At 45.7% G+C, this 26721-nt stretch carries 24 protein-coding genes; 22 read left to right on the top strand and 2 right to left on the bottom strand.

Features of this window, described 5'->3' with window-relative positions; genetic code table 11:
- The first annotated feature begins 97 nt into the window (after positions 1-97).
- The 3 genes from PAECUDRAFT_RS21985 to PAECUDRAFT_RS21975 are packed head-to-tail and all read left to right on the top strand — an operon-like array spanning position 98 to position 2597.
- Positions 98-988, top strand: coding sequence for a Cof-type HAD-IIB family hydrolase (locus tag PAECUDRAFT_RS21985; RefSeq protein WP_006040366.1), 891 nt, complete (start codon positions 98-100; stop codon positions 986-988).
- Positions 985-1626: a YczE/YyaS/YitT family protein gene (locus PAECUDRAFT_RS21980; RefSeq protein WP_006040365.1), complete on the top strand. Its 642-nt coding sequence runs from the start codon at positions 985-987 to the stop codon at positions 1624-1626. Before PAECUDRAFT_RS21985 ends, PAECUDRAFT_RS21980 begins: the two co-directional genes overlap by 4 nt.
- Positions 1623-2597 (top strand): LacI family DNA-binding transcriptional regulator, encoded by a 975-nt coding sequence (locus PAECUDRAFT_RS21975; RefSeq protein ID WP_006040364.1) that lies wholly within the window; start codon positions 1623-1625, stop codon positions 2595-2597. The genes PAECUDRAFT_RS21980 and PAECUDRAFT_RS21975 overlap by 4 nt, the downstream gene beginning before the upstream one ends.
- 97 nt (positions 2598-2694) lie before the next feature.
- Here the strand turns inward: PAECUDRAFT_RS21975 and PAECUDRAFT_RS21970 are convergent, their stop codons facing one another.
- Positions 2695-4005 carry an amidohydrolase family protein gene (locus PAECUDRAFT_RS21970; protein WP_006040363.1) on the bottom strand — a complete coding sequence of 437 codons (1311 nt, stop codon included), beginning with the start codon at positions 4003-4005 and terminating at the stop codon, positions 2695-2697.
- Between the two features lie 411 nt (positions 4006-4416).
- On the opposite strand from PAECUDRAFT_RS21970, the gene PAECUDRAFT_RS21965 reads away from it, so the two are divergent.
- The 16 genes from PAECUDRAFT_RS21965 (at position 4417) to PAECUDRAFT_RS21895 (ending at position 19381) form a co-directional block, all read left to right on the top strand.
- On the top strand, positions 4417-5655 hold the full coding sequence (locus PAECUDRAFT_RS21965; protein WP_158306268.1) for a fibronectin type III domain-containing protein: 1239 nt from the start codon (positions 4417-4419) through the stop codon (positions 5653-5655).
- Between the two features lie 32 nt (positions 5656-5687).
- Positions 5688-11321, top strand: a complete 5634-nt coding sequence (locus tag PAECUDRAFT_RS21960; protein WP_006040361.1) for an RHS repeat-associated core domain-containing protein — start codon at positions 5688-5690, stop codon at positions 11319-11321.
- A 5-nt stretch (positions 11322-11326) separates the two neighbouring features.
- Positions 11327-11842 (top strand): hypothetical protein, encoded by a 516-nt coding sequence (locus PAECUDRAFT_RS21955; protein WP_006040360.1) that lies wholly within the window; start codon positions 11327-11329, stop codon positions 11840-11842.
- A gap of 231 nt (positions 11843-12073) precedes the next feature.
- Positions 12074-12559, top strand: coding sequence for an RHS repeat-associated core domain-containing protein (locus PAECUDRAFT_RS26520; RefSeq protein WP_006040359.1), 486 nt, complete (start codon positions 12074-12076; stop codon positions 12557-12559).
- A 133-nt stretch (positions 12560-12692) separates the two neighbouring features.
- Positions 12693-13211: a hypothetical protein gene (locus PAECUDRAFT_RS26515; RefSeq protein ID WP_006040358.1), complete on the top strand. Its 519-nt coding sequence runs from the start codon at positions 12693-12695 to the stop codon at positions 13209-13211.
- Between the two features lie 4 nt (positions 13212-13215).
- Positions 13216-13701, top strand: coding sequence for a hypothetical protein (locus tag PAECUDRAFT_RS21940; RefSeq protein WP_006040357.1), 486 nt, complete (start codon positions 13216-13218; stop codon positions 13699-13701).
- Positions 13702-13903: 202 nt separating this feature from the next.
- On the top strand, positions 13904-14146 hold the full coding sequence (locus tag PAECUDRAFT_RS21935) for a hypothetical protein (RefSeq protein WP_006040356.1): 243 nt from the start codon (positions 13904-13906) through the stop codon (positions 14144-14146).
- Between the two features lie 260 nt (positions 14147-14406).
- Complete coding sequence (locus PAECUDRAFT_RS21930; protein WP_006040355.1) at positions 14407-14868, top strand: hypothetical protein; 462 nt, start codon at positions 14407-14409, stop codon at positions 14866-14868.
- Positions 14869-15204: 336 nt separating this feature from the next.
- The gene (locus PAECUDRAFT_RS21925) at positions 15205-15648 is read left to right on the top strand and encodes an RHS repeat domain-containing protein (RefSeq protein WP_040713827.1); all 444 of its coding nucleotides are present in this window, start codon (positions 15205-15207) and stop codon (positions 15646-15648) included.
- A 347-nt stretch (positions 15649-15995) separates the two neighbouring features.
- Complete coding sequence (locus PAECUDRAFT_RS21920) at positions 15996-17132, top strand: outer membrane protein assembly factor BamB family protein (protein ID WP_006040353.1); 1137 nt, start codon at positions 15996-15998, stop codon at positions 17130-17132.
- A 56-nt stretch (positions 17133-17188) separates the two neighbouring features.
- A complete protein-coding gene (locus PAECUDRAFT_RS21915) occupies positions 17189-17521 on the top strand; it encodes a DUF2019 domain-containing protein (protein WP_158306267.1) in 333 nt (110 codons plus the stop codon).
- Between the two features lie 115 nt (positions 17522-17636).
- Positions 17637-17978, top strand: a complete 342-nt coding sequence (locus PAECUDRAFT_RS21910) for a DUF2019 domain-containing protein (RefSeq protein ID WP_006040351.1) — start codon at positions 17637-17639, stop codon at positions 17976-17978.
- A 23-nt stretch (positions 17979-18001) separates the two neighbouring features.
- Positions 18002-18319, top strand: coding sequence for a hypothetical protein (locus tag PAECUDRAFT_RS21905; protein WP_006040350.1), 318 nt, complete (start codon positions 18002-18004; stop codon positions 18317-18319).
- A gap of 36 nt (positions 18320-18355) precedes the next feature.
- On the top strand, positions 18356-18715 hold the full coding sequence (locus tag PAECUDRAFT_RS25025; protein ID WP_006040349.1) for a DUF2019 domain-containing protein: 360 nt from the start codon (positions 18356-18358) through the stop codon (positions 18713-18715).
- A complete protein-coding gene (locus PAECUDRAFT_RS25985; protein WP_006040348.1) occupies positions 18712-18870 on the top strand; it encodes a hypothetical protein in 159 nt (52 codons plus the stop codon). The genes PAECUDRAFT_RS25025 and PAECUDRAFT_RS25985 overlap by 4 nt, the downstream gene beginning before the upstream one ends.
- 67 nt (positions 18871-18937) lie before the next feature.
- The gene (locus PAECUDRAFT_RS21895; protein ID WP_006040347.1) at positions 18938-19381 is read left to right on the top strand and encodes a hypothetical protein; all 444 of its coding nucleotides are present in this window, start codon (positions 18938-18940) and stop codon (positions 19379-19381) included.
- A gap of 867 nt (positions 19382-20248) precedes the next feature.
- On the opposite strand, the gene PAECUDRAFT_RS21890 is transcribed toward PAECUDRAFT_RS21895, so the two are convergent.
- Complete coding sequence (locus PAECUDRAFT_RS21890) at positions 20249-21406, bottom strand: glycosyl hydrolase family 8 (protein ID WP_006040344.1); 1158 nt, start codon at positions 21404-21406, stop codon at positions 20249-20251.
- A 126-nt stretch (positions 21407-21532) separates the two neighbouring features.
- Between PAECUDRAFT_RS21890 and PAECUDRAFT_RS21885 the strand changes: the two genes are divergently transcribed.
- From PAECUDRAFT_RS21885 to PAECUDRAFT_RS21875, 3 genes are all read left to right on the top strand, one after another.
- Positions 21533-23113, top strand: a complete 1581-nt coding sequence (locus tag PAECUDRAFT_RS21885; RefSeq protein ID WP_006040343.1) for a response regulator transcription factor — start codon at positions 21533-21535, stop codon at positions 23111-23113.
- Complete coding sequence (locus PAECUDRAFT_RS21880) at positions 23110-24870, top strand: sensor histidine kinase (protein WP_006040342.1); 1761 nt, start codon at positions 23110-23112, stop codon at positions 24868-24870. Before PAECUDRAFT_RS21885 ends, PAECUDRAFT_RS21880 begins: the two co-directional genes overlap by 4 nt.
- A 109-nt stretch (positions 24871-24979) precedes the next feature.
- Entirely contained in the window at positions 24980-26677 is a 1698-nt protein-coding gene (locus PAECUDRAFT_RS21875; protein ID WP_006040341.1) for an ABC transporter substrate-binding protein, read from the top strand.
- Positions 26678-26721: the final 44 nt, after the last annotated feature.

Genomic DNA, 26721 nt, shown 5'->3' with positions numbered 1-26721 from the left:
TTTGGGCTTGATCAGACGGAAATAGCGGTTGCTCTGAAACGCGTACCATACGTTAAACTCCTCCTAAGCTCGCTATATGGAGAAATGAGGGAATCAAATGAGGGTTATTGCAATAGATTTGGACGGTACGTTATTGGCTTCAGATAAGTCGATCCATGCAGACGATGTAAACTGCTTGAAGCAAGCTTGCGAGCAGGGGCATAAGGTAATGATTGCAACGGGCAGAGCCTTATTCGATGCCCACAATATTCTCAATAACCATGGCTTAAGCTTGCCGATCATTGCTTCCAACGGCGCGCAGATTGAAGTCGATCATCGCGTCATCTACGAGCACTTTATGGACGATGCGGCGTCCAGGCAGATCATGGGTTGGCTAAACGACAATCACATGTATTACCAGGTGTACCTGAATGATAGAATCATCGTATCGAGTCTTGGCATCGAGCAAATTAAAGCACAGCTTCATGCGGTAACAAATCAGGAGCCTTCATTCTCCGAAGCCTTGTTCTGGGAGGAAATTAAACCGCAGACCGAGCAGTATGGCCTCGTGTATGCAGCCGGAACGCTTGAGCCTGACCAGCATCGGAATGTGGTGAAGATCATGGTTGTGTCGCCGCAGCACGATAAACTAATCGAAGCAAAGCAGCATTTTGGGCAAATAAAAAGCTGTACCGTTTCGAGCTCCGGCATGTTCAACCTCGAAATCACAAGCGCCGGAGTAGATAAGGGAGCAGCTCTTCATAAAGCCTGCAGCCACTATAACGCTCAGCTGTACCAGACGATTGTCATTGGCGATAACTTAAATGATTTGCCGATGTTCAAGGTAGCAGGAATTGGCATCGCGATGGGGAATGCCGATCAATTATTGGTTCCGTTCGCAGCCTTTCAGACGCGCTCGAATCAGGAGTGCGGCGTATCGTATGCTTTTGAGCAATATATTAATCCTCTTCTTCATGAAAATCTTGCGATAGGGAGAAATCCACAATGAGTATGCTCGGTCGTTGCGTCATCTATATTATTGGATTGTTTATTTTATCGCTTGGCGTCGTATGCATGATCAAAGCGGACACAGGAATTGCGCCATGGGATGCGCTTAATGTGGCATTAACAGACAATGTCGGCCTTACCGTTGGTTCATGGGTTTTCATTGTTGGCGGTTTCATCATTCTGGTTAATAGTGTAATAAAGAGGAAGTTTCCTAACCTAGCGGGAGGCATTCCCATCATCATCATTGGTTTGTTCGTGGATCTGCTCAATTTGAAAGTGCTCACGTTTTTAAAGTTTGATGCTGCGCTTTATCAATGGATATTGTTTTTGGCAGGCTTATGCATCTTAGCGATGGGCATCTCGATCTATCTGCGCGCCAAGCTGCCTTCGGTTCCGAATGATGAGCTGATGCTGGCGGTTACGGAGCGTACGGGGTGGAAAATTTACATTACCAAAACGATCGGTGAAGCTTCAGCGCTTATTCTTGCTGTTATTCTTAAAGGGCCGGTAGGCGTGGGAACCGTAATCGTGATGTTAAGCATTGGCGTACTGATCAATTTCTTCGACAAGCTGCTTCACCAGATCGGTTTTTCCAGTACAATCGTCCATGCTGCCCGCAATGAGGAGAAGTCTGTATGACGAATATTTTTGAGATCGCACAGAAAGCGAAGGTGTCTCGTACAACCGTATCCCGGGTGCTGAATAATCATCCTTATGTCAAAGCGGATAAACGCGATGCTGTACTTCAGGCGATCAAGGAATTGCATTATGTGCCGAATTTTAATGCGGTTCATTTGTCCAAAGGCAAAACGAATATTATTGGCGTCATGGTGCCGAAGATCGACCATCCTTTTTTTAGCCAGCTGATTGCTGGTATTGGCGACGCGTGCAATCGTCACGGTTATAGCTTATTGCTGCATCAGTCTAACAATGATAGCAATCAAGAGCTTGAGTTTTTTAACAAACTTAAATATAAGCTTGTGGATGGACTCATACTAGGCTCTACCATCAGCCCGCCGCATGTGCTTGATGAGATGGCGATCTACGGCAAGATTATATCGTGCGAGGTATCGGAGAGTAAGTCGATTGCAAGCGTGTTTATTGACCACGAATCCGGCTTGCAATTGGCGCTCGATCATCTAAGGGAACAGGGCCACCAGCATATCGGCCTGTGCATTGGCAATGCGAAGAGCGGCGTTGGCATCAATCGGAAGCAGTCGTTTTTCAATTATCAGCAGAAATATCAATTGCGATGGCATGCGGACTGGTATTTCGATGGGAAGTATACGATAGAGGATGGCATTCAAGTCGCTAGACAATTGTTCAGTCTGCCAGATCGGCCAACAGCCATGGTCGTAGGCAGCGATTATGTAGCGGCGGGGATTATCTATGAAGCCAGGAAACAAGGCGTGCGCGTACCGGATAGCCTGGCCGTAACCGGATTCGATAATCAGCCGATATCGAAAGTAGTGGAGCTGTCGACGATCCATCAGCCGATCAAGGAGCTGGGGAATACAGCAGCGGATTTGTTATATAACCTGATTCACAGCCATGATGTTCCAAGCACGAATAAGCTTAACCTTAGCTTCATTAAACGAAACTCCACCTGACAGCCGTAACGGCTGTTTTGTTGTTTAAAGCGCGGCTGTGCAGCGATAGAAAGAAGCCCTGTCTCATCAGATGAGATAGGGCTTCTATTGTCGTGAATTAAGCTAGTACGAATTCAGGCACATGCGATTTAAAGTGATTTCTGCCTTTGGTTTCATCGATGAAGCTGAACGGCTGTGCCGCGTGAGCGGCTTGTGCATTCAGGTGGTGACCCGCCGCCCGCAATGGAACGAAGGAGGTCAAGTTCCAAACGGTCTGCTCGTTAAAGCCGATCGAACGAATATTGTGCATCAAGCGGTCAATCGTATAAGAGCCTGCGGCAACGTATCCTTTGCCTTGATACCATAGGTTGTTTCCTTCGATTTTCTCCAGCGATTGCCCGCACATCTCATCGGTGTCGATCCGATCCGTCATGGCAATGATCCCTTGTGAGCCGACAAGCTCAACTACACGCCGAGCTACCTCAAGATCCACATGCTCGCTATCGAAATTCATGCAAATCGTCAATAATCCCTCCTTTGCTGCTCGAATTAACGTTCCAGGCACCTCGCCAACTAATGTATTTACGGATTCTATATTCCATTGCTCTAACTGAGCGGATTTTAAACCTTCGAGACGTTGCGTCCGCTCTTGCGGCGTCCGCCACGTATGCTTGAAATTGTTCGGCATGTCATTAAACAAGTGGTCGGTCAATACAGCCGTTGATCCAGCATGATTGCTTCTTTTCTGCGCCGTGTTGATCACATTCGTAATCAGCTTGGACGTTTCTTCCGGATAGGCTTTCTGGAAATGTCCTAAAGCCGGTTTGACGCCAGCCTCGACCAGCGTATCCACGATCCATTCGATGCTTGGGTGCTCCGGCGTAATGTATTTCTTCAAATAGGAGTTTTCCGTCATGGCGTCGGGAGAAAGCACCGTATACAACAAGCCATATTGCCCGCATGTAGCGATTTTTTTCCATTCTTCCTTCAGCGGCGCCCAGTTTCCCTTCTCCGGCGTGCCGGCGAAGCTTGCTAACAGCGGGCCTTCTAGCGAAATGCCTAGAATATTAGGGTAGTTTCCTTTTTTCTTTTGCTCATGGAAGGCCTTCATCACCGCTACGAATTGATCCAATTGGTGATGAGGGAGGAAAATCGACGGGACGCAATAAATGCCTTCGCGCTCGGCTAACGCATTGATTTTGTCCATGTCCAGCTCGTCCAGGTTGCTGAAATCGTATTCGCCGATACCGTGGCAATGGAATTCTACTGGAATCGATGGTACGAGATAGGAGCCTGATTTTTTGAAAATGCCTTCCGAGCCCAGTTCAAACCTTGCCCATTTGTCATCCTTGTAAGCAATCTCCGCTAGTCGCATAATTCCGTCTGATCCAAGGTAAGCGGGGCAATTAAATGATGGTGCAGACAGCATCGTTACCACTCCTCCTGATTCTCTATTTAACCTTCTCTTAAAGCATCATTATCTTAATTTATGGAATTGGTTCCATATCAATCATTTTTTGTGTAAAGCTAAAAAATCCGACTTTTGTAGGAGAAATAGAGTGGATTTAAAGTGTCCCTGCGCAGATTTAAAGTGTGGTGTAGTGGCGAACATGAAGCGAACGCTTTAGGAAATCTTTAGCGAATCGCGGTTCAGTCGACAATAAATTACAGATTTAGCTAATGTAAAATTATCCTTTATATTGTAGTATATTGAAGAATTTTAGGAAGTGATTCTATTAACAGGAGGCAAGGAGAGAGAGTGAATAGACAAGCTGGTTTCATTACGTGGTCGAGGTTTCGGTACGTCGTTTTGGTCGGAAGTATCATAGGAAGCATGCTATTGTCATCAATCGGGGCGGCAGGGGCGCCTAGCGGAGGGGCTTTAACCAACAAAGGAAATGCGGGGTCCAACGCATTATCCGTATCCGCTCTGGCAGCGGAAACGGTCACTGCACCGACGGGACTGCGGTCTACGGTGAGCACAACAACGAGTATTACGCTAGTGTGGTCGCCATCTACAAGCACTGCGGGAACAATCGCGAGGTACGAGATTTACAATGGCGCAGCGCTGGCGGGTACATCTACGACGACAACCTACAGGGTTATGGGCTTGACGGCGGACCAAGCGTATACGTTCTCGGTCAAAGCGGTGGATAGCGCCGGGAACATCTCTGCTTCTAGCAGCAGCGTCACGGTATATGCCGTTGCGGATGCCAACGAGCCGGATAACACGGCAGCAACGGCATTGCCGATCAATTATGGGACGTTATATTTTTCGATGATCTCCTCTTCGACAGATGTCGACTACTACAAATTTACAGCTCTATCATCAGTGAATCATGTCACCGTTAGTGTCCCGTCAATCAAAAATTATGATGTAATCCTCTATGATTCCGCCATGAATGTCGTTGCATCCGGAACAAAACCGACAGGTGAATGGGAGGAGGTTACGTTCCCCGTTACGCCCGGCAATGTGTACTACATCAAAGTTTTGGGCGTGAGCGGGCAGTACATGACCGCAATCTATCAGCTGTATTTGTCGCAAGTCGTTAAACAATATGTGTACAACAGCCCTGGGCAGCTCCTTCAAACGTATGTTCAAAAAGGCTTATATCGCCATCAAACGGATATGCTCTATGATTCGAACGGCAATCTGACTCGGAAACTCATGTCGAAGCAAATTTTGGGGTATCGCGACATGGATACGAGCCCTGCATACAGCCCATTTGATAACGCTGGCTACAGCGGTCTTATCGGATTGGATGCCAACAATCGGAGTGTAAGCGTCGATCTCGGAAGCAGCAGAGGCATTGCGAAAGCAGAGCTGACGGACTCGGATAACACGACGAGATTATCGCAGGGGAATTACGTTATTTACAAGAGCAACGATAACATCACCTATACGGCTGTTACGGGGTGGTTGTTCAGTGCAAGCGTCGTCAACGGGCGAATGGTGCATGCCTTTACCTTCAATGGGCTGAGCGCCAGATATTTGAGAATCACAACGAATTTTGCAGATGCCTCGCCAACCTTTTATATAAAGCTTCAGGACGATATGAAGCTTTATCTCAATAGTTAATAGGATTAACAAATTAGGAGAAGAGGGTACGAATGAAGAAAATAGCGCTCCTGTTACTCGGACTAATCTTAATCATAACAGCCACCCCGCTGCCGACCTCGAACAAGGCTGAAGCGCAGGACGTTCAAACTGCCGCGTGGGATCATGTGGATACGCCTGTAAGTAATGCCGGCACCGTTTCGGAGGAGTCCATCATTTATTCCTATGGGCATTTCGATGCGGAACAGGTTGCCCAGTTGAAGCAGCAATTCACGCCTGTCATGCTAATGGCCGCAGCGTACTTTTACCCCGAGCTAACGCATCTGCTAGACCCGACCCAAATTCAAAGCTTATTAAACTGGGATGAACAAAGCATTCGCACGATGGTCGACAAGATGAACAGCGATGAGATTGCGCTTCTGCAACGGTTTACTCCGCTAGTGACGGATTACCGTAACGAAGCGCCGTCAACCGTTACGGAGAGTGTGTATGGCGATGGAAACGACTTGCCTACGGTATCCGGCTCGGTGTATGGCAAAGGGGAAAATGCCATTGCCGGGACGAACAGCTTGATAGCCGCCGCCGCGGCGCCTAACAATTTGGCTTACTCGCTGAAGGACGCTACCTTCAAGTACCAACAGGACACGCAAGGGGATGTTGATCCTACTCTCCGAGCGTTTCACCAGCGAGATGTCGATATCTATCTGCCGGGCAGAGAAGGATTGGATATCTCGCTCGTCCGCAGCTATTCCTCTAACAGCTCCTATACATGGAGTCCGTATTACGGCTGCGAAGGGATGGTATCGACACCGTGCAGCGTAAGTGATATTGGCAGCCTATCGGATAATCTGGTCAATATGATTACGAATGCAGGCGACAGCTCAGATAATAATTTTATTGCGAGCGGCTGGTCGCTTAACCTACCCGCTATGACAAGCGGGAGCTATCTGGACTTCGATATGAGGATTGATGATCGGTATCCTTATGCGCCTCCCTATGGCAAAGCGATGTATACAACGGGCATGCAAGGCAAGTCCTCGGATATCGTTTCCTTTACGGTTGAGGATGGGACGACGTATAAATTCCTTACCTCAGCGCCGAATAAGTCGATTAGCAGCCCTTATGAAGATGCGAGAATGGAATATTCCGTATACAACGCCCAGAAGCAAAGATTCGAGAGCCGATTATATCTTAATAATGACAAGCTTATTTATCTTTTCGATTCGAATGGAAGGCTGCTGGAGAAGGCGAATGCCTATGGCGATAAAGTGACGTACGCCTACGCCGATGATTCAACCTATCCGGATACGACCATTACCGACTCGTTAAATCAGAAGATCGTCATCGAGCGAAGAGGCTCAGGCAGCCGCATTACCGGAATATCGGTGTCCAATAGCAGCGGCGCGTTGATCAAGCGAATCGTGTATAACACCGAGTATGTGGGCAGCAATGAGCCGCTGGTATTGAATGGACGAGCTTACGGCAACACGCAATATGTCATTACGTATTACAGGCTGGCCTCTGTAAGCGATGCTGTAAACAGCAAAACGTTAAAAACGTACACGTACTACGAGCCATCAGCCAAAACGGTCGTCGATTTTAATTTCGAGGACGACTGGGTCATGTCCTATAACGATACGGAAGGCGCCGTACTGGAAGTCAAGGACAGCGACGGCACGGGCATAGAGTCGGATTACGTCGATCATGCAACGAACGGCGAAACTTTGAGCTTGCTGCTCAAGGATGTTACGGACGATACCGGCTTCAAAACGACGGTTCAATATGCATCCTATGATAAAAATTGGAGGTCGTACCCGACCTACAAAGAAAGAGATGCTCATCGCGGAACGGTTCATCTCTATTTGGACGGATATTTGCTCAAATACACGGGCTATCTCCCAGTCGTGAACATCTTCTATAGCTATAAGAACAGCGACAATGCTGCCAAATCGCTGCAAATGAGCGTAACGGCAGACAACACCGCCAAAGCCAATGAAATCTGGATGAGGCCGAAGAAGCGGATAACGGATTTGCCATATAGCAAATATTTGCCGATCCATCGGCTGGAACAGGCAGGGGCGTTCCGTTCCGGCGACAAGGTCAACAATACGTTTACGTACTACTATGGGGATTACAAAACGAAAACAAGCTATGCGTATTCCGCAACGAAGCTTGGCCAGCTCCAGTTGGATGCCGTTACGAATGAAACGGTGCCATTAACGAATGGGCTCAGCTTCACGGCTAACGGATATAGCTATGCCAATGCACCGAAGCAAATCGTCAGCTATCAATACGATGATGGCAAAACGAAGCCTTATTTAACGAAAACGTTCGGTGACGGGGCGCCCAACGATAATACGCCAGCCGCGATCAAAGATTTCCTGCGGAACGGCAATTCGCGAACGCTGCCAGCCAATATCGAGAAGTACAGCACATTGGTTAAGACCGAGTACGATGCGTACGGCAATCTGACCTATCAGGAGGATGCGCTCGGCAATAAAGTCGAGAGTCAATACGCCGGACCGTATCGTCAGGTGAGTTATACCAAGCAGACAGCAAGCGACGGCTTGTCAAGCGTTGAGCAAAGCTATGTCTACAACGCGGATGGTACCGTCAATAAAGCAACGAAGACGAGCAGCTACCGCGATCCGAACAGCAGCAGTCAGGTGCTGCAGGATACGGTTACGACCGACTATCTATCGTACACCACCAGCAAGCTGCCAACACGGTTTATCGAAAACAGCACCGGCGCTCAATATTCGACGAACGCGAACGTAAAGGAAATGAACCTGGAGTACGACGCCAAGCTCATGAACGTAACGAAGGAGACGGTAAGCGCCAAGCTGGGCAGCGGGCAGGCCAAGTCGACGATCGTGAAGCAATATGCTTACGACCAACTAGAGCGATTGCGAAGCGTCACGTATCCAGACAATAGCCGAGCTGAGTATACGTATGACTATAAAGATCGGATTTTGACCGACACCTTCGTTTCCAGTGTAACGACAGCTGCTTCACGAACGACTAGCTATGCTTATAACGATGCCAATCGGACGATCGATGTCGTTTCGCCGGATGGGGAGCGGATTTCCACGACCTTTACGCCTTACGGCGAAGTGGACAAGCAGATGAGAAGCATTGGAGCGGCTAGCAAAATCATATTGAAGAACGAAACGGACAGCAGCGGTTCCTTATTGAAAGCAGCCTTGCCTTATAACGATAGCGCCCAGAAAACGACCTACCTGTACGGCGCGAACGGGCAAATCAGCGAGGTCACGGACCCGCTTGGGCAGAAGACATCTTTCTATTACAGCAACGCTGCCTATGCGACGAACGGCGCCGAAGGCAATCTGCAGCAGACGGTGAAGACCGTCGAGCCGGATGGCAAAGAAACGTGGACCTACAACGATAAGCTCGGGCGCAAGATTAGAGTAGAGGAAAAAAGTCCGACGAAGCTGAGAGTTTCGACGTATGCGTACACGCCATGGGGCTTCCTGTCGAGCATGAACGTAACTTCTAACGGCAAATCCCAATCGACGTACTATGCCTACGATGCTAAGGGTCAGCTGATCAACGTCCGGGACAGCCTGGGACAGAAATACGATTACGTCTATAACAGCTCCGGACAGGTTACGAATGTGAAAATCAATGCCAAGACGAAGACGACGAACGTGTTTAATGAAATCGGCCAGTTGATTCAGAAGGCCAATGCTGACGGGCAATCGGAAGCGTATACTTACAAGACAAATGGACTGTTAGACAGTTTCGTAGATAAGAAAGGACTTACCCATACTTCCGGCTATACCGCATACAATGAAGTCGAGAGTGAAACGATCAAGAACGCTTCGGGTACGCAGGTCTACGCAAGAAACTATGTGTATGATCCGACCACAAGGTTATTAACGGGTATCTCGACCAGCGAGAATGAAAGCCAGGCATTCCATTACGATCAGTGGAAGCGGCAGGATCAGCAGATTGTTGCGGGAAGAACCTATGCGATGGGCTACGACAACAATGACCGACTCTCAACCTTAACTTATCCGGACAATCAAGCCGTCACGTACACCTACGATAACCTGAGCCGATTAAAATCCGTCTACTACCCGGGCATGGGCGGCGTGTCGAACAGCTATGAAACGAGCAGCAATTCGAATAAGTATACGCAGACTTCCCCTTATGGCATTAAGCAGGTTAGAGTGACGGATGCGTTCGACGAATTAACAAGCGTGACGCACAGCAATAGCGTCGGCGCGACGTTATGGAGCGAAACGTTCGGCTATGACGGAATGGGCAATATTACAAACATCAATGAGAACGGGGCAGCAACAGATTATTTATATGATGATCTGAATCGGATCAAACAGGAGAAGCCTCCAAGCGGCAAGAATACCTATTACAGCTACGATGGCGCTGGTAATATTTCCGCTTTGGTGTCTTCGGCTAGTGATACGGAAGAAACGTTTATCCCAAGCCGTTCCTATTCGTATAATGCGCTGAATCAGCTATCTGGTTACTCTACAGATACGACGACTGCGAGCTACACCTACTACGGAGACGGCTTGCGTGCAACGAAAACCGTCAACGGCGTCAAGACTCGCTACGTCTACCTGAATGGAAGAGTCATCGAGGAGCTGGATGCCAGCGGCAATCCGATTGGGCGAAATATTTGGGGCAATGAATTGCTCTATCGGGTGGATTACACGAAGAACAAGGCAGGGTATTATTCGTATAACGGCCATGGCGATGTGATCGCCATTCGAGACAGCTCCGGTGCTGTGCTGAACAAGTATGATTATGACATTTGGGGAAAGATCACGTCTTATGTGGAGCAGATGTCTAATCCGTTTAGGTATAGCGGGGAAATCTATGATGATGAATCTGGGCTGATTTATTTAAGGGCACGGTATTATGATCCGAGTGATAAGCGGTTTATTAGTGAGGATTCGTATGAGGGAGAATTGACGAATCCGTTGAGTTTGAACCTTTATACGTATGTGTACAATAATCCTTTAAATTACACTGATCCAACTGGTAACATGGGCAGGCCAACTTGTGCAAATTGGGATAATGAATGTAGAGCCAAAGGGGAATTTGACAGGCAGTTACAAATAGCGCATAGAGCTCCTACAATTGCTGCAGTAGAAATTATGGCTGACAACCTCTTGAATTCAAATCCCGTAGGCACAGGAGTAGCCTCATCTATTCGTTCAATAGGATACGCCATTAAATATGTTAGTGGTATTTTAAAAGCAGTATTCACTGAATCAAAAGCATTGAAGGTATTGAATCTTGGAGCAGGTGAAAATATTATATCTGGAGTAATAAACAGCGATGTTAAGACAGGCAAAGGAATCGATTTAGTTATTGATGCTACAAAAGCACTACCGTACGCAGATGAATCTATTGATGCTATGATTGCTCTTAATCCATATGGATATGCTGCGGTTAATTCTTTCACAACGGCTGCCTTAAAACCTGGAGGGACTTTCACACTAGTTGGAACTATTAGTAATCCATGGTTTAAAGTCTTTTATAATGCTTCGGCGGAAGATCTGAAGCTATTGGGTTATGAGGTTGTCTCCACAGGGAAAGCAGAAGAGGCTTATAAGTATGGTACAAAGACTACAGATGGCACTGATATTAATCCAGAAAAACTGATGCAGATTGTATTAAGGAAAATAGGGGGGTAGAGAATATGATTGTAACATTAGACGTTTCCGATAATTTATTCGATTTAATTGGAACATCTGAAGCGCTCCTTTTTTTCAATCCAATCGAAAAATTACCTCAGACAGTTTCGTTTCAAGCCTGGGGAGTTGACTTAATATATTCATTTGGAAAAGATAAATTAATGGAATTACCTGATCGATTAAATAATGAAGAAGATTTACATGTTGTAGGGTTGGCAACTTTTACGATTTCTCAAGTGTTAGGTGGGGATTTGGAAGTTGCCTTACTCGATAAAGCTTCAAAGAAGCTCTTGCTCAGTAACGATAGAGAAATTATTAACTTAACTCACAGCTGGCTAGTGGAATTACCAGATGAATCTGCGAAAAAATATTCATTTGGCGGGGTTAATAATAATCCGTTTGGAAGTTGTGAGCTTAATATCATTGCTAAAGGGAAAGTTATCCTAGAGTTTGATTTATCTGACTGTATTCCAGTTACAGAATACCGTATTAATCCATCTAAATACGGATTTAAAGAATAATATTAGATCATTACACTTATATCGTTGAACTGTGTCATTCTTTTATGTTTATTAGCGAATTGACGGCTTCTGAATTCATTAGGAGTCGTCTTTTTTAATGCTCACTGTTTTTAGGTTATATTTTATTGAGCTGTGAAGCATCTCTTTGAGAGATTACTGGTTTGTGGAGATGTGTTCGTGGGATGATTTATTAATGTCATAATCGAAAGCTACACGTACTACGGAGACGGCTTGCGTGCAACGAAAACCGTCAATGGCGTCAAGACTCGCTACGTTTACTTGAACGGAAGAGTCATCGAGGAGCTGGATGCCAGCGGCAATCCGGTTGGGCGTAATATTTGGGGCAATGAGCTGCTCTATCGGGTGGATTACACGAAGAACAAGGCTGGGTATTATTCGTATAACGGCCATGGTGATGTGATCGCCATCCGAGACAGCTCCGGCGCTGTGCTGAACAAGTATGATTATGACATTTGGGGAAAGATCACGTCTTACGTGGAGCAGATGTCTAATCCGTTTAGGTATAGCGGGGAAATCTATGATGATGAATCTGGGCTTATTTATTTAAGGGCAAGGTATTATGATCCGGGTGATAAGCGGTTTATTAGTGAGGATTCGTATGAGGGAGAATTGACGAATCCGTTGAGTTTGAATTTGTATACGTATGTGAGCAATAATCCACATAATATTTTCGGATCCAACAGGATTCAGTCCTAAGTATAGTCAGAATCAATACGACTATTTAGTTTACGTATCTAAGAACGGTAATAGTGGACAGAGGAAATGGGCGCAAGCTCAGCTCAGTGCTAGTATGGTTTATATTGACAATGGTCGGGTCGTATCTGGATGTATGGACTGCGCTAGTGAGGACTACGTAACTGAAATAATTATGGTCGGGGTGGTTGCACCTGCAGCTTATGTTGCTGATGCTGCCAGTGTAGCAGCAACAGCAACTGTAGGTGCTGCAAAAGCGGCAGGAAAGGGAATTGCCAAAGGTGCAACATCTGCATACAAAGCGGTAAAAGGTGTATTTACTAAGGGTACGGGTAATGCATTTAGTAGGGGCGCAACCAATACTTCTGAGTTAAATGTTAATCAGTTTAAGGGGCTGAAGAATAATGGGGTAGTAAAAGTTAATTCATCAGGGAGTAATCGCCCAGTGACAGGCGCTCCAAATAGTTACTATACTACTGCAAATGGCGAGCATGTCTTTGTGTACGATGGACAAGGGAAGTTAATTTATGACCTGAGTGGGGATAGGGTTAAGGCATTTAGTATCAACGTTAATCCTGCTGGAAAAGAGTTCTACCAGCCATATAAGTTAGATGGGGCAGTTCCGCAATTCATTAAAGATTTATTTGGATGGTGATAAGATGAATGATTTAAAATTATACCAAAGTATCGTAAACGAACAGATTTTTCATGAGTTCAAAGAACAAAGGGGAAATTCGTTATTTAACCATTCAGCGAACAGTAATTATATTGAGGATTTTATTTCAGTGGCATATGTTCTATGCCCAAATATTATTGAAGTTAATGGTTATATATTTATCGCTGATTTCTTTGATACTCAAAAGGACAAAGCAGTAGATAAGTTATTAAGATTAGAGTCACAATTCAACTCTAATAAAAAACACATTGAACAATGGGTAAATAGTTGGAGCTTTGGCGATTTTTTTGTAGGAAAAGACTGTGAGTCTATGGATAATGAGAAAATCTTAAAACAGTTCGGAGACATCTTAGTATTTTACTGGATGAGAAGAGCAAAAGAATTATTTCCAGACAGAGATATAATTGTTGAATATAGTGAAGGGTTTATGGGGGAGTTGGGATTTTCAATCACTCTTTATGAGCAATGAAGTTTACGGATAAAAACTCAAAAACAACCGCATTTTTCACTTGTGCGGTTGTTTTTGAGGTGAACAGGCATGATTAGGGCATTTGGAAAAAACTTCTACGTTGTATTCTGGAGATTACTATGATGATGAAGCTGGGCTAATTTAATTAAGGGTAGGTATTATGATCCGAGTGATAAATGGTATATTAGTGAGGTGTCTAGGAATGGCAATAGTGGACAGAGGAAATGGGCGCAAGCTCAATTCAGTTCCTACGCATGCTTCCGATGGTGATGAATACCCTAAGTTGATAATTGAGGATGTAACGACACTAAACTTTGATTGTAAATTAATGTATGTTGGTGAGGGATTGAAGGACATACTTATTTTAAAGGATGTTGCTACTTGGCAAAATAACAGTTCTAACTGGTTGGTCGAAGCGGATATTGGAATAAAATTAGTTTTTTAACAAGTAGAGTTCCTCTTATTAGCTCAGGACTCATTGGCAGGGTTTCTTAAAATTTTTAGATTTAATAAAACGGCACCTGTGGTAAAAGAATTAGAAGATTTTTGGTCCATGAAGACTGATAGAGTTGACTCTTTAATGAGAAAAGAAGTTAAAATATAACAGTTACATAAGATTAATCTTGAAAGGCGTAAGCCTCTCAGGATTAATTTTTTAATTGAGGGTGCTTTTCCAACAGAGCTATTGAAGTAGGAGGATAAATAATGAAGATATTTCCCAGTATTATTAAAGAGGATATATTAAAAAGCTTTAGAAATCCTATGGGTAAATCGATGATTAACCATGCATTTAATACTTGTGGAGTTGAAAGCTATTTATCAGTTGCAAGTGTTTTGTTTCCCAGGATTATTTTAGTTAGAGATTATATTTTTATAGAAGAGTTTTATAATGATAACATCGACAGTTTGGAGGAGCAATTTAAACATGATAAAAGGAAAATAGAAATGTTTGTTAATAGTTGGTCTTTAACAGATTTTTTCTTGCAATCAAGAGATGAATCACTGGATAATGATGAAATTTTCGGTGAATTTTGTAATTTAATAACATACTGTTGGTCAAATTTGATTAAGGAATTATTCCCTGATAAAAAAGTTGTTGTAGAAATCAGGCAATCAATTATGGGAGAAATGGGAGAGGCCATAACAGTTTATCAAGTAAATAATTGAAAGTAACTGTAACTTTAACCTTGATTGGCTTTATGCCTTTCAAGGCTTCTTTGATGTTGGCTACCATCAGGAGTCATCATTTTGCGCATTTAGAAAAACGAACAAGGTGCTGCAGGATACGGTTACAACCGACTATCTATCCTACACCACCAGCAACAAGGCCTGCCCGCTGCCCAGCTTGGCGCTTACCGTCTCCTTCGTTACGTTCATGAGCTTGGCGTCGTACTCCAGGTTCATTTCCTTTACGTTCGCGTTCGTCGAATATTGAGCGCCGGTGCTGTTTTCGATAAACCGTGTTGGCAGCGGACCTCCACCACATTTACGCCTTACGGCGAAGTGGACAAGCAGACGAGAAGCATTGGAGCAGCTAGCAAAATCATATTGAAGAACGAAACGGACAGCAGCGGTTCCTTATTGAAAGCAGCGTTGCCTTATAACGATAGCGCCAAGAAAACGACCTACCTGTACGGCGCGAATGGGCAAATCAGCGAGGTCACGGACCCGCTTGGGCAGAAGACATCTTTCTATTACAGCAACGCTGCCTATGCGACGAACGACGCCGAAGGCAATCTGCAGCAGACGGTGAAAACCGTCGAGCCGGATGGCAAAGAAACGTGGACCTACAACGATAAGCTCGGGCGCAAAACTAGAGTGGAGGAAAAAAAGCCCGACGAAGCTAAGGGTTTCGACGTATGCGCACACGCCATTAGGCTTCCTAGCGAGCATGAATGTGACGTCGAATGGCAAATCGTTATCGACGTACTATGCTTACGATGCTAACGGTCAGCTGATCAACGTCCGGGACAGCTTGGGGCAGAATTGAGTTCCCCAGTGATGGAGAAGCCAGATATTCTTTTTACAGAGAGGAAACGGGGAAGGATGGTAAGGTAATCGTCACTGCGATGAGCACAAAAGAAGTATACAATGTGCTTAAAGATCAATATGGAATTAAGTTCCCCGAATCTATTACTCCAAGTGTTCCTAGTATTCCTGTACCTGGTGTAGTTCCAGGTGGAGTGCCTGTACTTGTGCCATAAGACTATCATTTATATTTTTTGAGGAAAAGAACTATAATTTTTATGTTTCTATTTACAAAAAAAGCAACATTTAAGGAGGAGCGAGTATCTATGGAATACAATAACGAAGGTTATGATGTCTTTAGCGTACATCCGACCAATGCAGCTTGGCTGAAGCGTACAAACTATGCAGGGCCTTCAAAAATAAAGAGTATAAAATGGAAAGTGCCATTTACTGAAACAATATCAAGTTCAAGGCCAGTAATAGACCGCGATTCTAATATCATTTTCGGAACACACTATGGTAAGGTTACCTCTATTTCAAAGGTGGGAGATGTAAACTGGTCTTATTTTTGTGAGGAAGGATCAATATCAAGTCCTGTTATTGGGTCAGATAGAAATATATATATGATATTCAGTGACTATAATCATAATGTTGGACATAAACTTCTTTGTTTAAGCCCTTCCGGTAATGAAGCTTGGAGTTGCCTGATAGACGATGATTTTCATTTTGAGCCTATTCTTGATAGAGAAGGTTCAATTTATGTAACTACTTGGTCTAAATTAATTAAGATTAGCCCAGAAGGGGAGATAATTTGGGAATACCAGTGCCGAAACATAAGTACTTGCCCTGTAGTGGATGGAAAAGGAGATTTATATTTTTCGAGTAGAGGTGTCGTAGAAGATGAGGGGGTACTCATTTCATTGACTAGCAATGGTCAACTGAGGTGGAGTAAAGAGATAGGAAAGTGTTATTTGGAATATGAACCCATAATAGATGAGCATGGAAACTTATACATGATAGCCAGTCAAGAAAATAAACATGTGCTATATTCTATTCGTCAAGATGGGACTGTAAATTGGGTATACATGCCCAATAATAATAATGGAATTGTTTCATCCCCGGCGTTAAGTAAGGAGGGGTATATAATAGTGGGAATTACTTCTTTCAAAGTAATAGCGGTTGATTTAAACGGGGTGCTTATATGGGAGACGGATATTGGCCACATTACGCAATATACTCCGATTGTGGACTGCGAGGGTAAAATTTATCTGCAGACAACAGTGAAAAAAAAGAAGTCACAGTCATTTCTTTGGTGTTTAGAGAAGGATGGTCAGATTTCATGGAACTATAAAGTGAACGGGGCAATGCAGTGGTTTCATTTTGGAGAAAACAGCCTGCATACAATAACAGTTGAATCTGATAGTTACTTGTTGGAGTTGACATCATTCGAAGTGTATAGGTAGAGGAATTATCCGTAAAATGGATCTATGAAGCATTAAAGGGTAGGTTGTTTATGAATGTGAAGACTGCAATATCTAAATTTATAGAAGCCTCAATTAAACATCGAGAAGGTATAGATCAAGGAGACTCAAGAACAGCAAATGCATCATACAAGAAACTTTATAACTCTTATGTATGGTTAAAAGAAAATAATCATGTCTCTGAATTGGTAATATTACTTGATCATGAAAATGAAGGTGTTAGATGTTGGGCAGCTAGATATACGCTTATACTGAACAAAGAAAAAGCTGAAAAAGTGCTTGAAGAGCTTAGATCATCCCTCTCACATAATGTCTCGTTCAGCGCCGAGATGACATTGAAAGAGTGGGAAGATGGGAATTTGAAATTTTAAATATTTAAGATGTTTGAACTCGACCTGTGAGGTGTGCGCTTGAAGAAAGTGAGCCCTTACAGGTTCTTTTTTAACATGTTATTGAAAATATCCTAGAATGATTTTAGGAGGTTATATGGAAAAATTAAATGATTTAATTAATAAATACATCGAATCAACCATAAAACATGGTGTCGAAAGTGAATCTGGTAATTATAAAGAGGCCAATAAACATTACAAGAACAAGACAAATTATTTTATAGAGATTAAATCATTAGGAGAAAACGGGCAAGAGGAAATGTTGAATTTATTGAAACATGAAAACGGTCATGTCAGAGTAGGAGCAGCATTTCATGTACTCTCATTTCATCCCGAACTAGGTGAAAAGAAACTAGTGGAATCTGTAAATGAGCCTGATGGTGTTGGTTTTAAAGCGAAATTGATTTTATCTGAATGGAGAGAGGGCAACCTGAATTAAACCATTAAATGGGGAGGTGAACTATGGATATCGATACGGTATTTGAACATTTTATTATTTCATCGATAAAGCATGGAGAGGCAACAGAACAAGGGAATTATAAGGTGACGAATAAAGAGTATAAGAAAATTGAGAAGCTTTCGGCTGCATTGCTATCAGATATTCAATTGTTTTCGAGTTTATTAGTTCATGAAAATCCTTATGTTCGGCTAGCAGCAGGAAGTTACCTCATTCGAGTTGAGCAAGTAAAAAACAAGGCAATAACCGTACTAGAAGATTTGCAAATCGAACGTGGTTTCCTTGGATTCAATGCTAAAATGGTGCTGCAAGAAATGGTTTGAAAATAAACTTATCTTGCTACTATAAAGAGGTGAACTATGGATCAGGGTACTAAGTTAATTAAAGAGTTTGTTGAAACATCAATTAAATATGGTGCAGCACAATTAGAAGGAGATCACAGAGCCGTTAATACGGAGTCTGAAAAGTTAACGAATCTTCGGTTGAAGTTTAAAGCAATATCTGATTTTAATTATGGAGAGTTAGTTACGCTATTAGAGCATGAGGATGGTTATGTTCGTTTAAAGGCAGCGTTTACTATTATTTCTTATGCACCTGAGAAGGCACGGTATACCCTCGTTGAACTGTCTAAGGAGAGAGGGCTCTTAGGAATGGAAGCCAATATGATATTGCAAGAGTGGGAAGCGGGGAAGTTGATTGAAAAAGAGGTGGGAGAATGAATAAAAATAAAAAGCTTATTGTGCTCTCCTGGGATGTTAATAATGGGTATATTTATCCTACAAAAAAAGATCGCCGAGGCGGATATGAGCATGTATTTGCTTTAGCAGAAAGTATTGGATTTGAGCTTGAAAACCACGTAAAGCACTTGATGTGACGCCCAGTCAGGGTGAGTTTCAAGTGCTTCTTTTAACTCTGGTACAGATAAATACGAGGGGGATTAAATGATACTCAAATTAAAATATCTTATCAGTAACGGCAGGTATGAAGAGGCACTTCAAGAATGTCAAAATGCTGGAGAGAATTTAGATAACCTAATCACTGAGCTGGCTTATGAAATGCTCGATGTCTCCGTATATTCATTTATTTGTTATCAATTGATGAAGAATGAAACTAGTGATTTACATGTGCTTGCAGCAACTGTATTGATAGGTCCGTTAAGTTTGCTGGAAGGGGCGTACGCGTCAAGTTTATTTCACGTAAGAAGAGCAATCGAACTAGATTCTGCTGATGTTTTGATAAAAGAGTTATTATTGCTGCTTAATCTAGTGCCTGATAAAGTTGTCGAAGATGAAGAGGCAAAAAAGGTTGCTGGCGAGATATTGCATCATGATCCTGAAAATAAAGCGGCATTGGATTTCATCAAAATATGCGCACGCAAGTGTTGAATGGAACGAGGTAAACTGGAATTTGTATAAAATTCTGGCGATCAAATTAATATCTCAGCAGCTTGTGTCAAATGGATTCTAGAAGGAGGGACCAGCGATGGCATCCATGAGATGTGTATGTGGCACGTTAATGTCCAATGTAGATTCTCCGAATGATATGGAACTGATTCTGTTTCGCAAAGGGAATGGGAAAAAATCTGTGAAGACGTTCAAGATGGATTAATGGATATCTTCGATGCAGATCCTAAAAACGAAGCTTGGCGATGCACTAGCTGTTCCCGGATTTATATATTTAATAAGAAGAAGACGATACTGAGATATGTAATTGAAGAGGATTATAGGGGATGAATGAATGGCTACTTATGTCATCTAAAAGTTACATCTAAGTATGGACCTGACGAGATTCCTATTGTAATCGGGCGGCCATAAATTACAGTCCAAAAAGCCTCGGAGGAACCCATTCCCCCGAGGCTTTTCCCATTCCGAATCATTAAATCTCATAAATTCATTCGTTTTTTCGCCAGTACGCCTTAACGACTATTCTGTATCATGACTTTCAGAGTGGATAGAGAAGGAAAAAGGGCTTTTCCGCAGAAACCCCTATACTTTTCGCAACAAATTCTTTAATTCCTTCATCCCCTTCAAGCCCGCGCTTCCTCTACGATGGAACTGTTAACGGGAAACTACATCCAAAAATAACGAGACATTCCCCAAACGCAGCGTCCTTGTCCGCCTAATTCCGCCATGGTAAACTGACTCAACCATCTTGCTAACCGTTGCATATGTGTTGCTTTCATACACGGTCCAGAATTTTGTAAGGGGTTACAAAAAGGACGAGTTCCGTAGCAACTGAACTCGTCCTTCCCATTACATGCGTTGCGGATGCCAGATCCGATATCGCCCGCTAAGCGCAAGCAGAGCCAGCAGATAGAGGCAATTGTCGTAATAACGCCGTTCGCCCGTTCGGAGCGGCGTCTGCCAGAATAGCTCGACGGCTTGTCGCGCATGCTCGCTATCTGATGCGGCCAACGCTGCGACTGCATTGGTTGCAATCAAACCGACAGGATGCAGCGATTGTTCTTCGAACGGCTGGCCATCGATCGCATAACGTCGATAATCCGCAGGTGCTTTGTCCGAGAAGAATGTTAAGATGCGCTCGGCGATGTCTGCTAATGGCGGCTCGGTGCCGAACCAGAGGGCATCGACGCCCAGATTGGCAGCTACCCGATACGAATCGCTGTAGAAATGCCCGAAGCCTCGCTCGTTGTTCGGCGTTCCGTCATAGTAGGCGTATTCGGGAGCAAGTCCCGTAATGGGGTGGCAGGCGGCGACGAGATATTGGCGGCTCGCATGAGTCGCTTCCGTCCAGAACATGCGATCCTTCGGGTCCGCCCACAGCGCGAATAACGCATAGAAATGAGGCAAATGGTAAGAAGGATCTGTAAATTCGCAGTTTGGTATAAATTTGATCAATTTATTGTCTGGATTCCACATCGGGAAGCCGTCGTTGTTCTCTCCTTTATGAATACAGGCATGGAGCAGCCTTCGCGCGCGCTTGCTGTAGTTGAAAGGCGCTTCTGCACGGTCTCCCCAGCGATGGGAAGCGAAGAACAGAGCAAGCGCGAAATATTCTTCGCCGTCTGGCGCGGGGCCGTCGGAATTTCGGGTGCCATCCGGCTGGCAGGACCAAGCGAAATAGCCTGCGTTAGGTCCTTGCTCAAGAAACATATAGGTCATCGTCCAACGCCAGAGGCGGTCGAAAATATCCTGACGATCCATCTGGACAGCCATCATCATGCCGTAGGACATGCCTTCTGTCCGTACATCCAGATTGCCGGTGTCCAGCATATAGCCCATATCATCGCCGGCTTCATAATAGATGCGGGTATCGGGCGCATCGCCGAATAATTGCTGCCAGCAGGCTTGGATGCGCGCATCAATGTCCTGCTGATTGTAGCCATATTCCTGCAGCAAATTGCGATATTGGCCGGTGTGAAAAGCGCCTTGTCGTTCTGATTTTATCATCCACTAGGCCTCCCATAAGAGAAAGTACTCCAACATCGTTAGCTTACTGCCGACGCCAGCGGGAAGAAAGGTAATAAGTTTAGAACGTGCTGCGGAAATCTTAGATTTACAAAAGGGGGAAGCGTCATGCGAAAAGTCATGTTGGTCGATGATGAAATCTTCGTGCGCAAAGGGTTAATGGAGCTAATTCCGTGGGAGGAGCATGGCTACCGGGTGGTTGCGGAGGCGGAGGACGGCGATGAGGCCGTTGCTTTGATCAAGCAGCTGCAGCCTGATCTCGTGCTAACGGATATTCGCATGCCTGGCATGGATGGCTTGACCTTAATCGCGACGGTTAAGGAAAGCGGCGGCCGTTCGCCCGAATTTATTATATTAAGCGGCTACAATGAGTTCTCTTATGCGCAGCGCGCGCTGCGGTTTGGCGTGCAGGATTTTATTTTGAAGCCGATTGACGAGGATGAATTGGTCGGTACGCTGCAGCGCATCAATCAACGGTGGGCGAAGCTGGAGAAAGCGGAATCTGCTTCCCATCGTACGGCGGAAGCCGTATTGAACGAGCTGCTCTTCGAGCAGTCGCCAGAGCAGCCTCCAACAGACGTTGCAGCGGTGCTGGGGTTGCGTGAGCAGGAACCTTGCTGTTATTGCATCGTCGAGCGCAACAGCAGAGAGGAGTCGGCTGAGGCGGAGGTGCAGTCGATTCGCAAATGGAAAACAAGCATGGGTGAAGCGCTTATGCGAACAGGCGGCAGCGCGCCGATCCTGCATGATTTGGGCCCGCACACCTTCGGTTTTCTCATGGCACAAAGCGATTTCGCTTTCCAGGGCGACATGTTCGGCGATCGTATGGCAGCGCAGCTGCTGCGAACGGTTGCAAGTGACGAGGCTGCCGCCATCCGAATTTATGTTGGCCCGCGCGTGATGCGTCCGGCGGATTTGAAAAGCTCGTACGACGGAGCGCGGGAGGCGATGCGTTACAAATTTGCGCTCGACGACTGCCAAGTGATTACGCCGGAGCGGGCAGCAAGAATCGCGTTATCTTTCCGGGACTTAGAGGCAGAGGTGTACAACGCTTTGCAGGATGGCTTGGAGGAGAACAACATTCCGGCGATTTCCGAGCTGGTGGCGCGAATGGGCAGCGACTTCAAGCGCTGCGCGTTTACGCCGGATGCGGTCATCGCTTCGGTATCCAAATGCGTGATGCGCGCCCTTGAGGTGCTTCGCCGCATGGGCGAAGAGCAAGAGCCGAAGGTTGTTTCCCATTCGATTATGACGCAGTGGAATCAGGCGCCGAAGACGTTGTCGATGCTCATGAAGGATCTCTTGCACTTCTTGCTCGAAAGCGCCGGCCATATGGAGCAGCTTCGCAAAAATAAAACGTGCGGAAGCATCCATCGCATTCGGCAGTATATCGAAACGCATTATCAGGAGGAAATAACGTTGAAGAGCATGGCTAAGCAGTTTTACATTAATCCCGTTTATTTGGGCCAGCTGTTCAAAAATACGTATGGCGTCTATTTTAACGATTTTCTGCTGCAGCTTCGAATCGATGAGGCGAAACGGCTGCTTAGGCAGACCGACCGTAAAATCTATGAGATCGCAGAGCTGGTGGGCTTCAATAGCTCCGAGTACTTCATTAAACAATTCGAGAAGGTGGAGGGGCGTTCGCCAACCGATTATAAGCAGGCCATGCTGGCGAAGACGCCATGATCGCGAAGCTTCGGATGCGCCTGAACATGAACAATATCCGTTTTCGAAACAAAATGCTGATCATGTACATGCTGTCCGTGTTTATTCCGGTCGTCATGACGAACGTGATTTTCTATTCGATTACGGCAGACAACATCCGCCACCAGAAGAAGCATGACATCTCTCTTGCCGTCAAGCAGATTCGCGATGATTTTCAAGACCAGATCAATGCGGCGGCGGGCATTTCCACGGTGCTCTATAACGATACGCTGCTATGGCAATATGTGCGGCAGCCTTACGATAGTCTGGCGGATTACGTTGAGATGTACAACAGCTACATTAGCTTGATGCTTGAGAAATACAGCCCTTTATATAAAACGATACAGTCCATCACGATCTATACGACTAATGACACGATCATTTACGGCGGACGGGTTCAGCCGATTACCGATCACATCAAGCAGCAGGGCTGGTACGGAAGGGTGATCGAAGCGTCGCCTTCCGCAGTCGCGATCGAGAAGATCGAATCGGACTTGCCCGGCAAGCCGGACACGCTTAGCCTATTTCGCCGAATTAGCGGTGGCGAGGAGGGCGACAATCAGCCGATCCTGCTGCGGTTAGATTTTCATCCGGATCTGATGGAGGATGTGTTCCGCAACGTGTCGCTGAACGGGACGCTCTATTTGCTGCAAAACGATCATTTGCTCTATTCGACGGACAGTGCGGCGACCGAAGCGGCCATCTCGAAGCCTGCCAGAGGGACGCTCGTATTCAAGGAGTCGTTTCCTGCCTCGTATTTAATGAATTGGGAAGTAGTCGGCGTATTTAAGGAAGAAACCGTGTTGGCGGATGTGCGCCGGTCGCGGCAGTTCGTCCTGTATTTCGCCATGCTTAATCTGCTTGTCCCCACCTTGATTATCATCTTGTTTAACCGCTCCTTGAACACGCGGCTTATTCGAATTCTGAAGCAGATGAAGCGAGTGAAAAATCAGACGTTCGAGCCGATTGTGGAGCCCGAAACCCGCGACGAGATCGGGCAATTGACGCAAGCGTTTAATCAGATGACGCTGCAAATCCGCCGGCTCATTAATGATGTGTACGTTGCGGATATTCAGAAGAAGGAGCTGGAGCTTAAGCGCAATCAGGCACAGCTGAACGCGCTGCAGAGCCAGATTAATCCTCATTTTTTGTTTAATGCGCTTGAGACGATACGGATGCGCAGCTTGATCAAGCAGGAGAACGAGACGGCGCACATCATTTCGAATATGGCGAAAATTTTCCGCAAATCGCTCACTTGGGGACGGGATTGGGTGACGGTGAAGGAGGAAATCGACCTTGTCGTCTGCTTCCTAGAAATTCAGAAATATCGGTTCGAGGATAAACTGCACTATAGCATCGATGTCGATCCTTCCGTCGAGCAAGCGCTCATTCCGAAGATGACGCTGCAGCCGCTGGTGGAGAATGCAAGCATTCATGGCATCGAAGCGGTGAAGCGTTCAGGATTGATTAACGTCAGCATCCAGCGTACGGGGGACGGGCTCGTCTGCAAAGTTACGGACAATGGCGGCGGAATCGAACCGGACAAATTGCAGGCGCTTAACGACAATCTGACGCAAAGCGAGGAAATGGGCGAGCATGTCGGCATTGCGAATGTGTATTATCGGCTGAAGCTCTTTTATGGCGATGCGGTTGATTTCCGGTTGAGCAGCGAGCCGGGAGTCGGCACCTGCGTGTCGATTATCGTCCGCGAGTCTGATGGCCAGGCGGCTGTCACGTGATCTAAACATAATGCAGTAACAAGTATAGTTTCTCCATTAAGCTGCGTAGGCTTCTGACCCTATAATGAAAGTGCTTACAATACAAGGTTGTTAAGGGGGAAGCACATTTATGCGTAATAAAAAATGGCTGACGGCGATGCTCGCTGCGACGTTCGCAATTGCAATTTCCGGGTGCTCCAGCAATGATTCCAGTCCAACTGAACCGGCCAAAACGGGCAATGCCGACGAAGCGTCGGCGACGAAAGAGCAGGATGCCAAGCCGGCGCCCGTCACGTTCACGTACTTCAATGCAACCGCAAACAAAGACATCGATACGAATAAAACCAAGATCGGTAAGATTTTAGAGGATCAAACAGGCGTCAACTTTAAGCAGGAGTTTCTGGTTGGCGATTTGCAAACGAAAATCGGCACGATGATTGCCAGCAACGAGTTTCCGGATGTTATCCAGCCGGATGCGGGCATCGATAAAATGTTGGATGCAGGCGCATTCATTCCGCTGAACGATTTGATCGATCAGTACGGCCCGAACATTAAACGCGTGTATGAGCCTTACTTCAACCTCATGAAGGCGGATGACGGCAACATCTACTTCCTGCCGTTCTCGCCGCTCGTAGGCGAATATAAGCCGAATCCGACGATCGACCAAGGCGCGTTCTGGATTCAAAACCGTGTCCTGAAGGAAGCGGGTTATCCGAAAATTAAAACGCTGGATCAATACACGAAGCTCATCGCCGATTATCGCGAGAAGCACAAGAGCGAGGATTTGATCGGCATGACTTCGCTGACGCATGACTGGCGTTTCTTCGATACGACCAACCCGCCGAACCACTTGGCTGGCTTCCCGAATGACGGCGGCGTACAGGTCGACCTGACTACGATGGATGCCAAAGTTTATGGCGACAACGACGGCACGAAGCGTTGGCTTCAAACGCTTAACGAACTGAACGCGAAAGGGCTGTTCGATAAATCGTCGTTCGTCGACAACTATGACCAATACTTGGCGAAGCTGACGTCAGGCAAAGTGCTCGGCTTCTTCGATTACGGCTGGCAGGCGCAGCAAGCGTTCAATACGTTGAACAAGAATGGCAACGACGATCTGAAATATTTCCCGCTGCCGATCGTATTCGACGAGAACGTGAAGGATCAATATCTCGATCCGCCGGCATTCGTTAACAATCGCGGCATTGGCATTACGGTAAGCGCGGACGATCCGGTTCGCATCATCAAGTACTTCGACAATTTGCTGACGGACGACAACCAGAAGCTGACGCGCTGGGGCATCAAAGGCGAGAACTATGAGATCGATGACAAAGGTCGTCTGTATCGTACGGCTGAACAAATCGAGAAGCTCAAAGACAACGATTATTCCCGTGAAGTCGGCATCAGCTACTATTCGTACTACTGGCCGATGTACGGTCAAGGCTCCACGTACCCAGACGGCAACTCCGTTGATCCTGGCAGACAGCCTGAAGTCGCGCAAGCGTCCTTCACGCCGGAAGAGAAGGATCGCCTCACGAAATACGGCGTTCAGACGTACGCAGAATTGTTCGCCGCGCCTGACGCTCGTCCGTGGTACCCGGCATGGAGTATTGCGCTGGAGCAAGGCACGCCGGCCCAAATTTTCACAGTGAAGCAAACGGATCTGCAGAAAAAATATTTTGCGAAGCTCGTGCTTGCCAAGCCTGCGGAATTCGATGGCATTTGGAACGATTACGTGAAGGAATACAGAAAGACGCCAGTCGACGAGTATGAGAAAACGATGAGCGACGAGATCAAGAAGAAGGTTGCGAAAATTCAAGGCAAATAAAACAGCGATGTACAAGTATGGCGATGGCGAGAGGCGGCTTGTCC

It is taken from the genome of Paenibacillus curdlanolyticus YK9, from assembly GCF_000179615.1.
Lineage (GTDB): Bacteria > Bacillota > Bacilli > Paenibacillales > Paenibacillaceae > Paenibacillus_T > Paenibacillus_T curdlanolyticus.
The sequence above is the reverse complement of the archived record's forward strand: the minus strand, read 5'-3'. Positions and strand labels throughout refer to the sequence as shown.

Coding starts and splice junctions, on each gene's coding strand:
- PAECUDRAFT_RS21875 (WP_006040341.1), top strand. CDS start 24,980: ATGCGTAATAAAAAATGGCTGACGGCGATGCTCGCTGCGACGTTCGCA.
- PAECUDRAFT_RS21920 (WP_006040353.1), top strand. CDS start 15,996: ATGGAATACAATAACGAAGGTTATGATGTCTTTAGCGTACATCCGACC.
- PAECUDRAFT_RS21890 (WP_006040344.1), bottom strand. CDS start 21,406: ATGATAAAATCAGAACGACAAGGCGCTTTTCACACCGGCCAATATCGC.
- PAECUDRAFT_RS21910 (WP_006040351.1), top strand. CDS start 17,637: ATGGAAAAATTAAATGATTTAATTAATAAATACATCGAATCAACCATA.
- PAECUDRAFT_RS21880 (WP_006040342.1), top strand. CDS start 23,110: ATGATCGCGAAGCTTCGGATGCGCCTGAACATGAACAATATCCGTTTT.
- PAECUDRAFT_RS26515 (WP_006040358.1), top strand. CDS start 12,693: ATGGACTGCGCTAGTGAGGACTACGTAACTGAAATAATTATGGTCGGG.
- PAECUDRAFT_RS21905 (WP_006040350.1), top strand. CDS start 18,002: ATGGATATCGATACGGTATTTGAACATTTTATTATTTCATCGATAAAG.
- PAECUDRAFT_RS25025 (WP_006040349.1), top strand. CDS start 18,356: ATGGATCAGGGTACTAAGTTAATTAAAGAGTTTGTTGAAACATCAATT.
- PAECUDRAFT_RS21985 (WP_006040366.1), top strand. CDS start 98: ATGAGGGTTATTGCAATAGATTTGGACGGTACGTTATTGGCTTCAGAT.
- PAECUDRAFT_RS21895 (WP_006040347.1), top strand. CDS start 18,938: ATGATACTCAAATTAAAATATCTTATCAGTAACGGCAGGTATGAAGAG.
- PAECUDRAFT_RS21980 (WP_006040365.1), top strand. CDS start 985: ATGAGTATGCTCGGTCGTTGCGTCATCTATATTATTGGATTGTTTATT.
- PAECUDRAFT_RS21930 (WP_006040355.1), top strand. CDS start 14,407: ATGAAGATATTTCCCAGTATTATTAAAGAGGATATATTAAAAAGCTTT.
- PAECUDRAFT_RS21955 (WP_006040360.1), top strand. CDS start 11,327: ATGATTGTAACATTAGACGTTTCCGATAATTTATTCGATTTAATTGGA.
- PAECUDRAFT_RS21885 (WP_006040343.1), top strand. CDS start 21,533: ATGCGAAAAGTCATGTTGGTCGATGATGAAATCTTCGTGCGCAAAGGG.
- PAECUDRAFT_RS25985 (WP_006040348.1), top strand. CDS start 18,712: ATGAATAAAAATAAAAAGCTTATTGTGCTCTCCTGGGATGTTAATAAT.
- PAECUDRAFT_RS21960 (WP_006040361.1), top strand. CDS start 5,688: ATGAAGAAAATAGCGCTCCTGTTACTCGGACTAATCTTAATCATAACA.
- PAECUDRAFT_RS21940 (WP_006040357.1), top strand. CDS start 13,216: ATGAATGATTTAAAATTATACCAAAGTATCGTAAACGAACAGATTTTT.
- PAECUDRAFT_RS21975 (WP_006040364.1), top strand. CDS start 1,623: ATGACGAATATTTTTGAGATCGCACAGAAAGCGAAGGTGTCTCGTACA.
- PAECUDRAFT_RS21935 (WP_006040356.1), top strand. CDS start 13,904: ATGGCAATAGTGGACAGAGGAAATGGGCGCAAGCTCAATTCAGTTCCT.
- PAECUDRAFT_RS21970 (WP_006040363.1), bottom strand. CDS start 4,005: ATGCTGTCTGCACCATCATTTAATTGCCCCGCTTACCTTGGATCAGAC.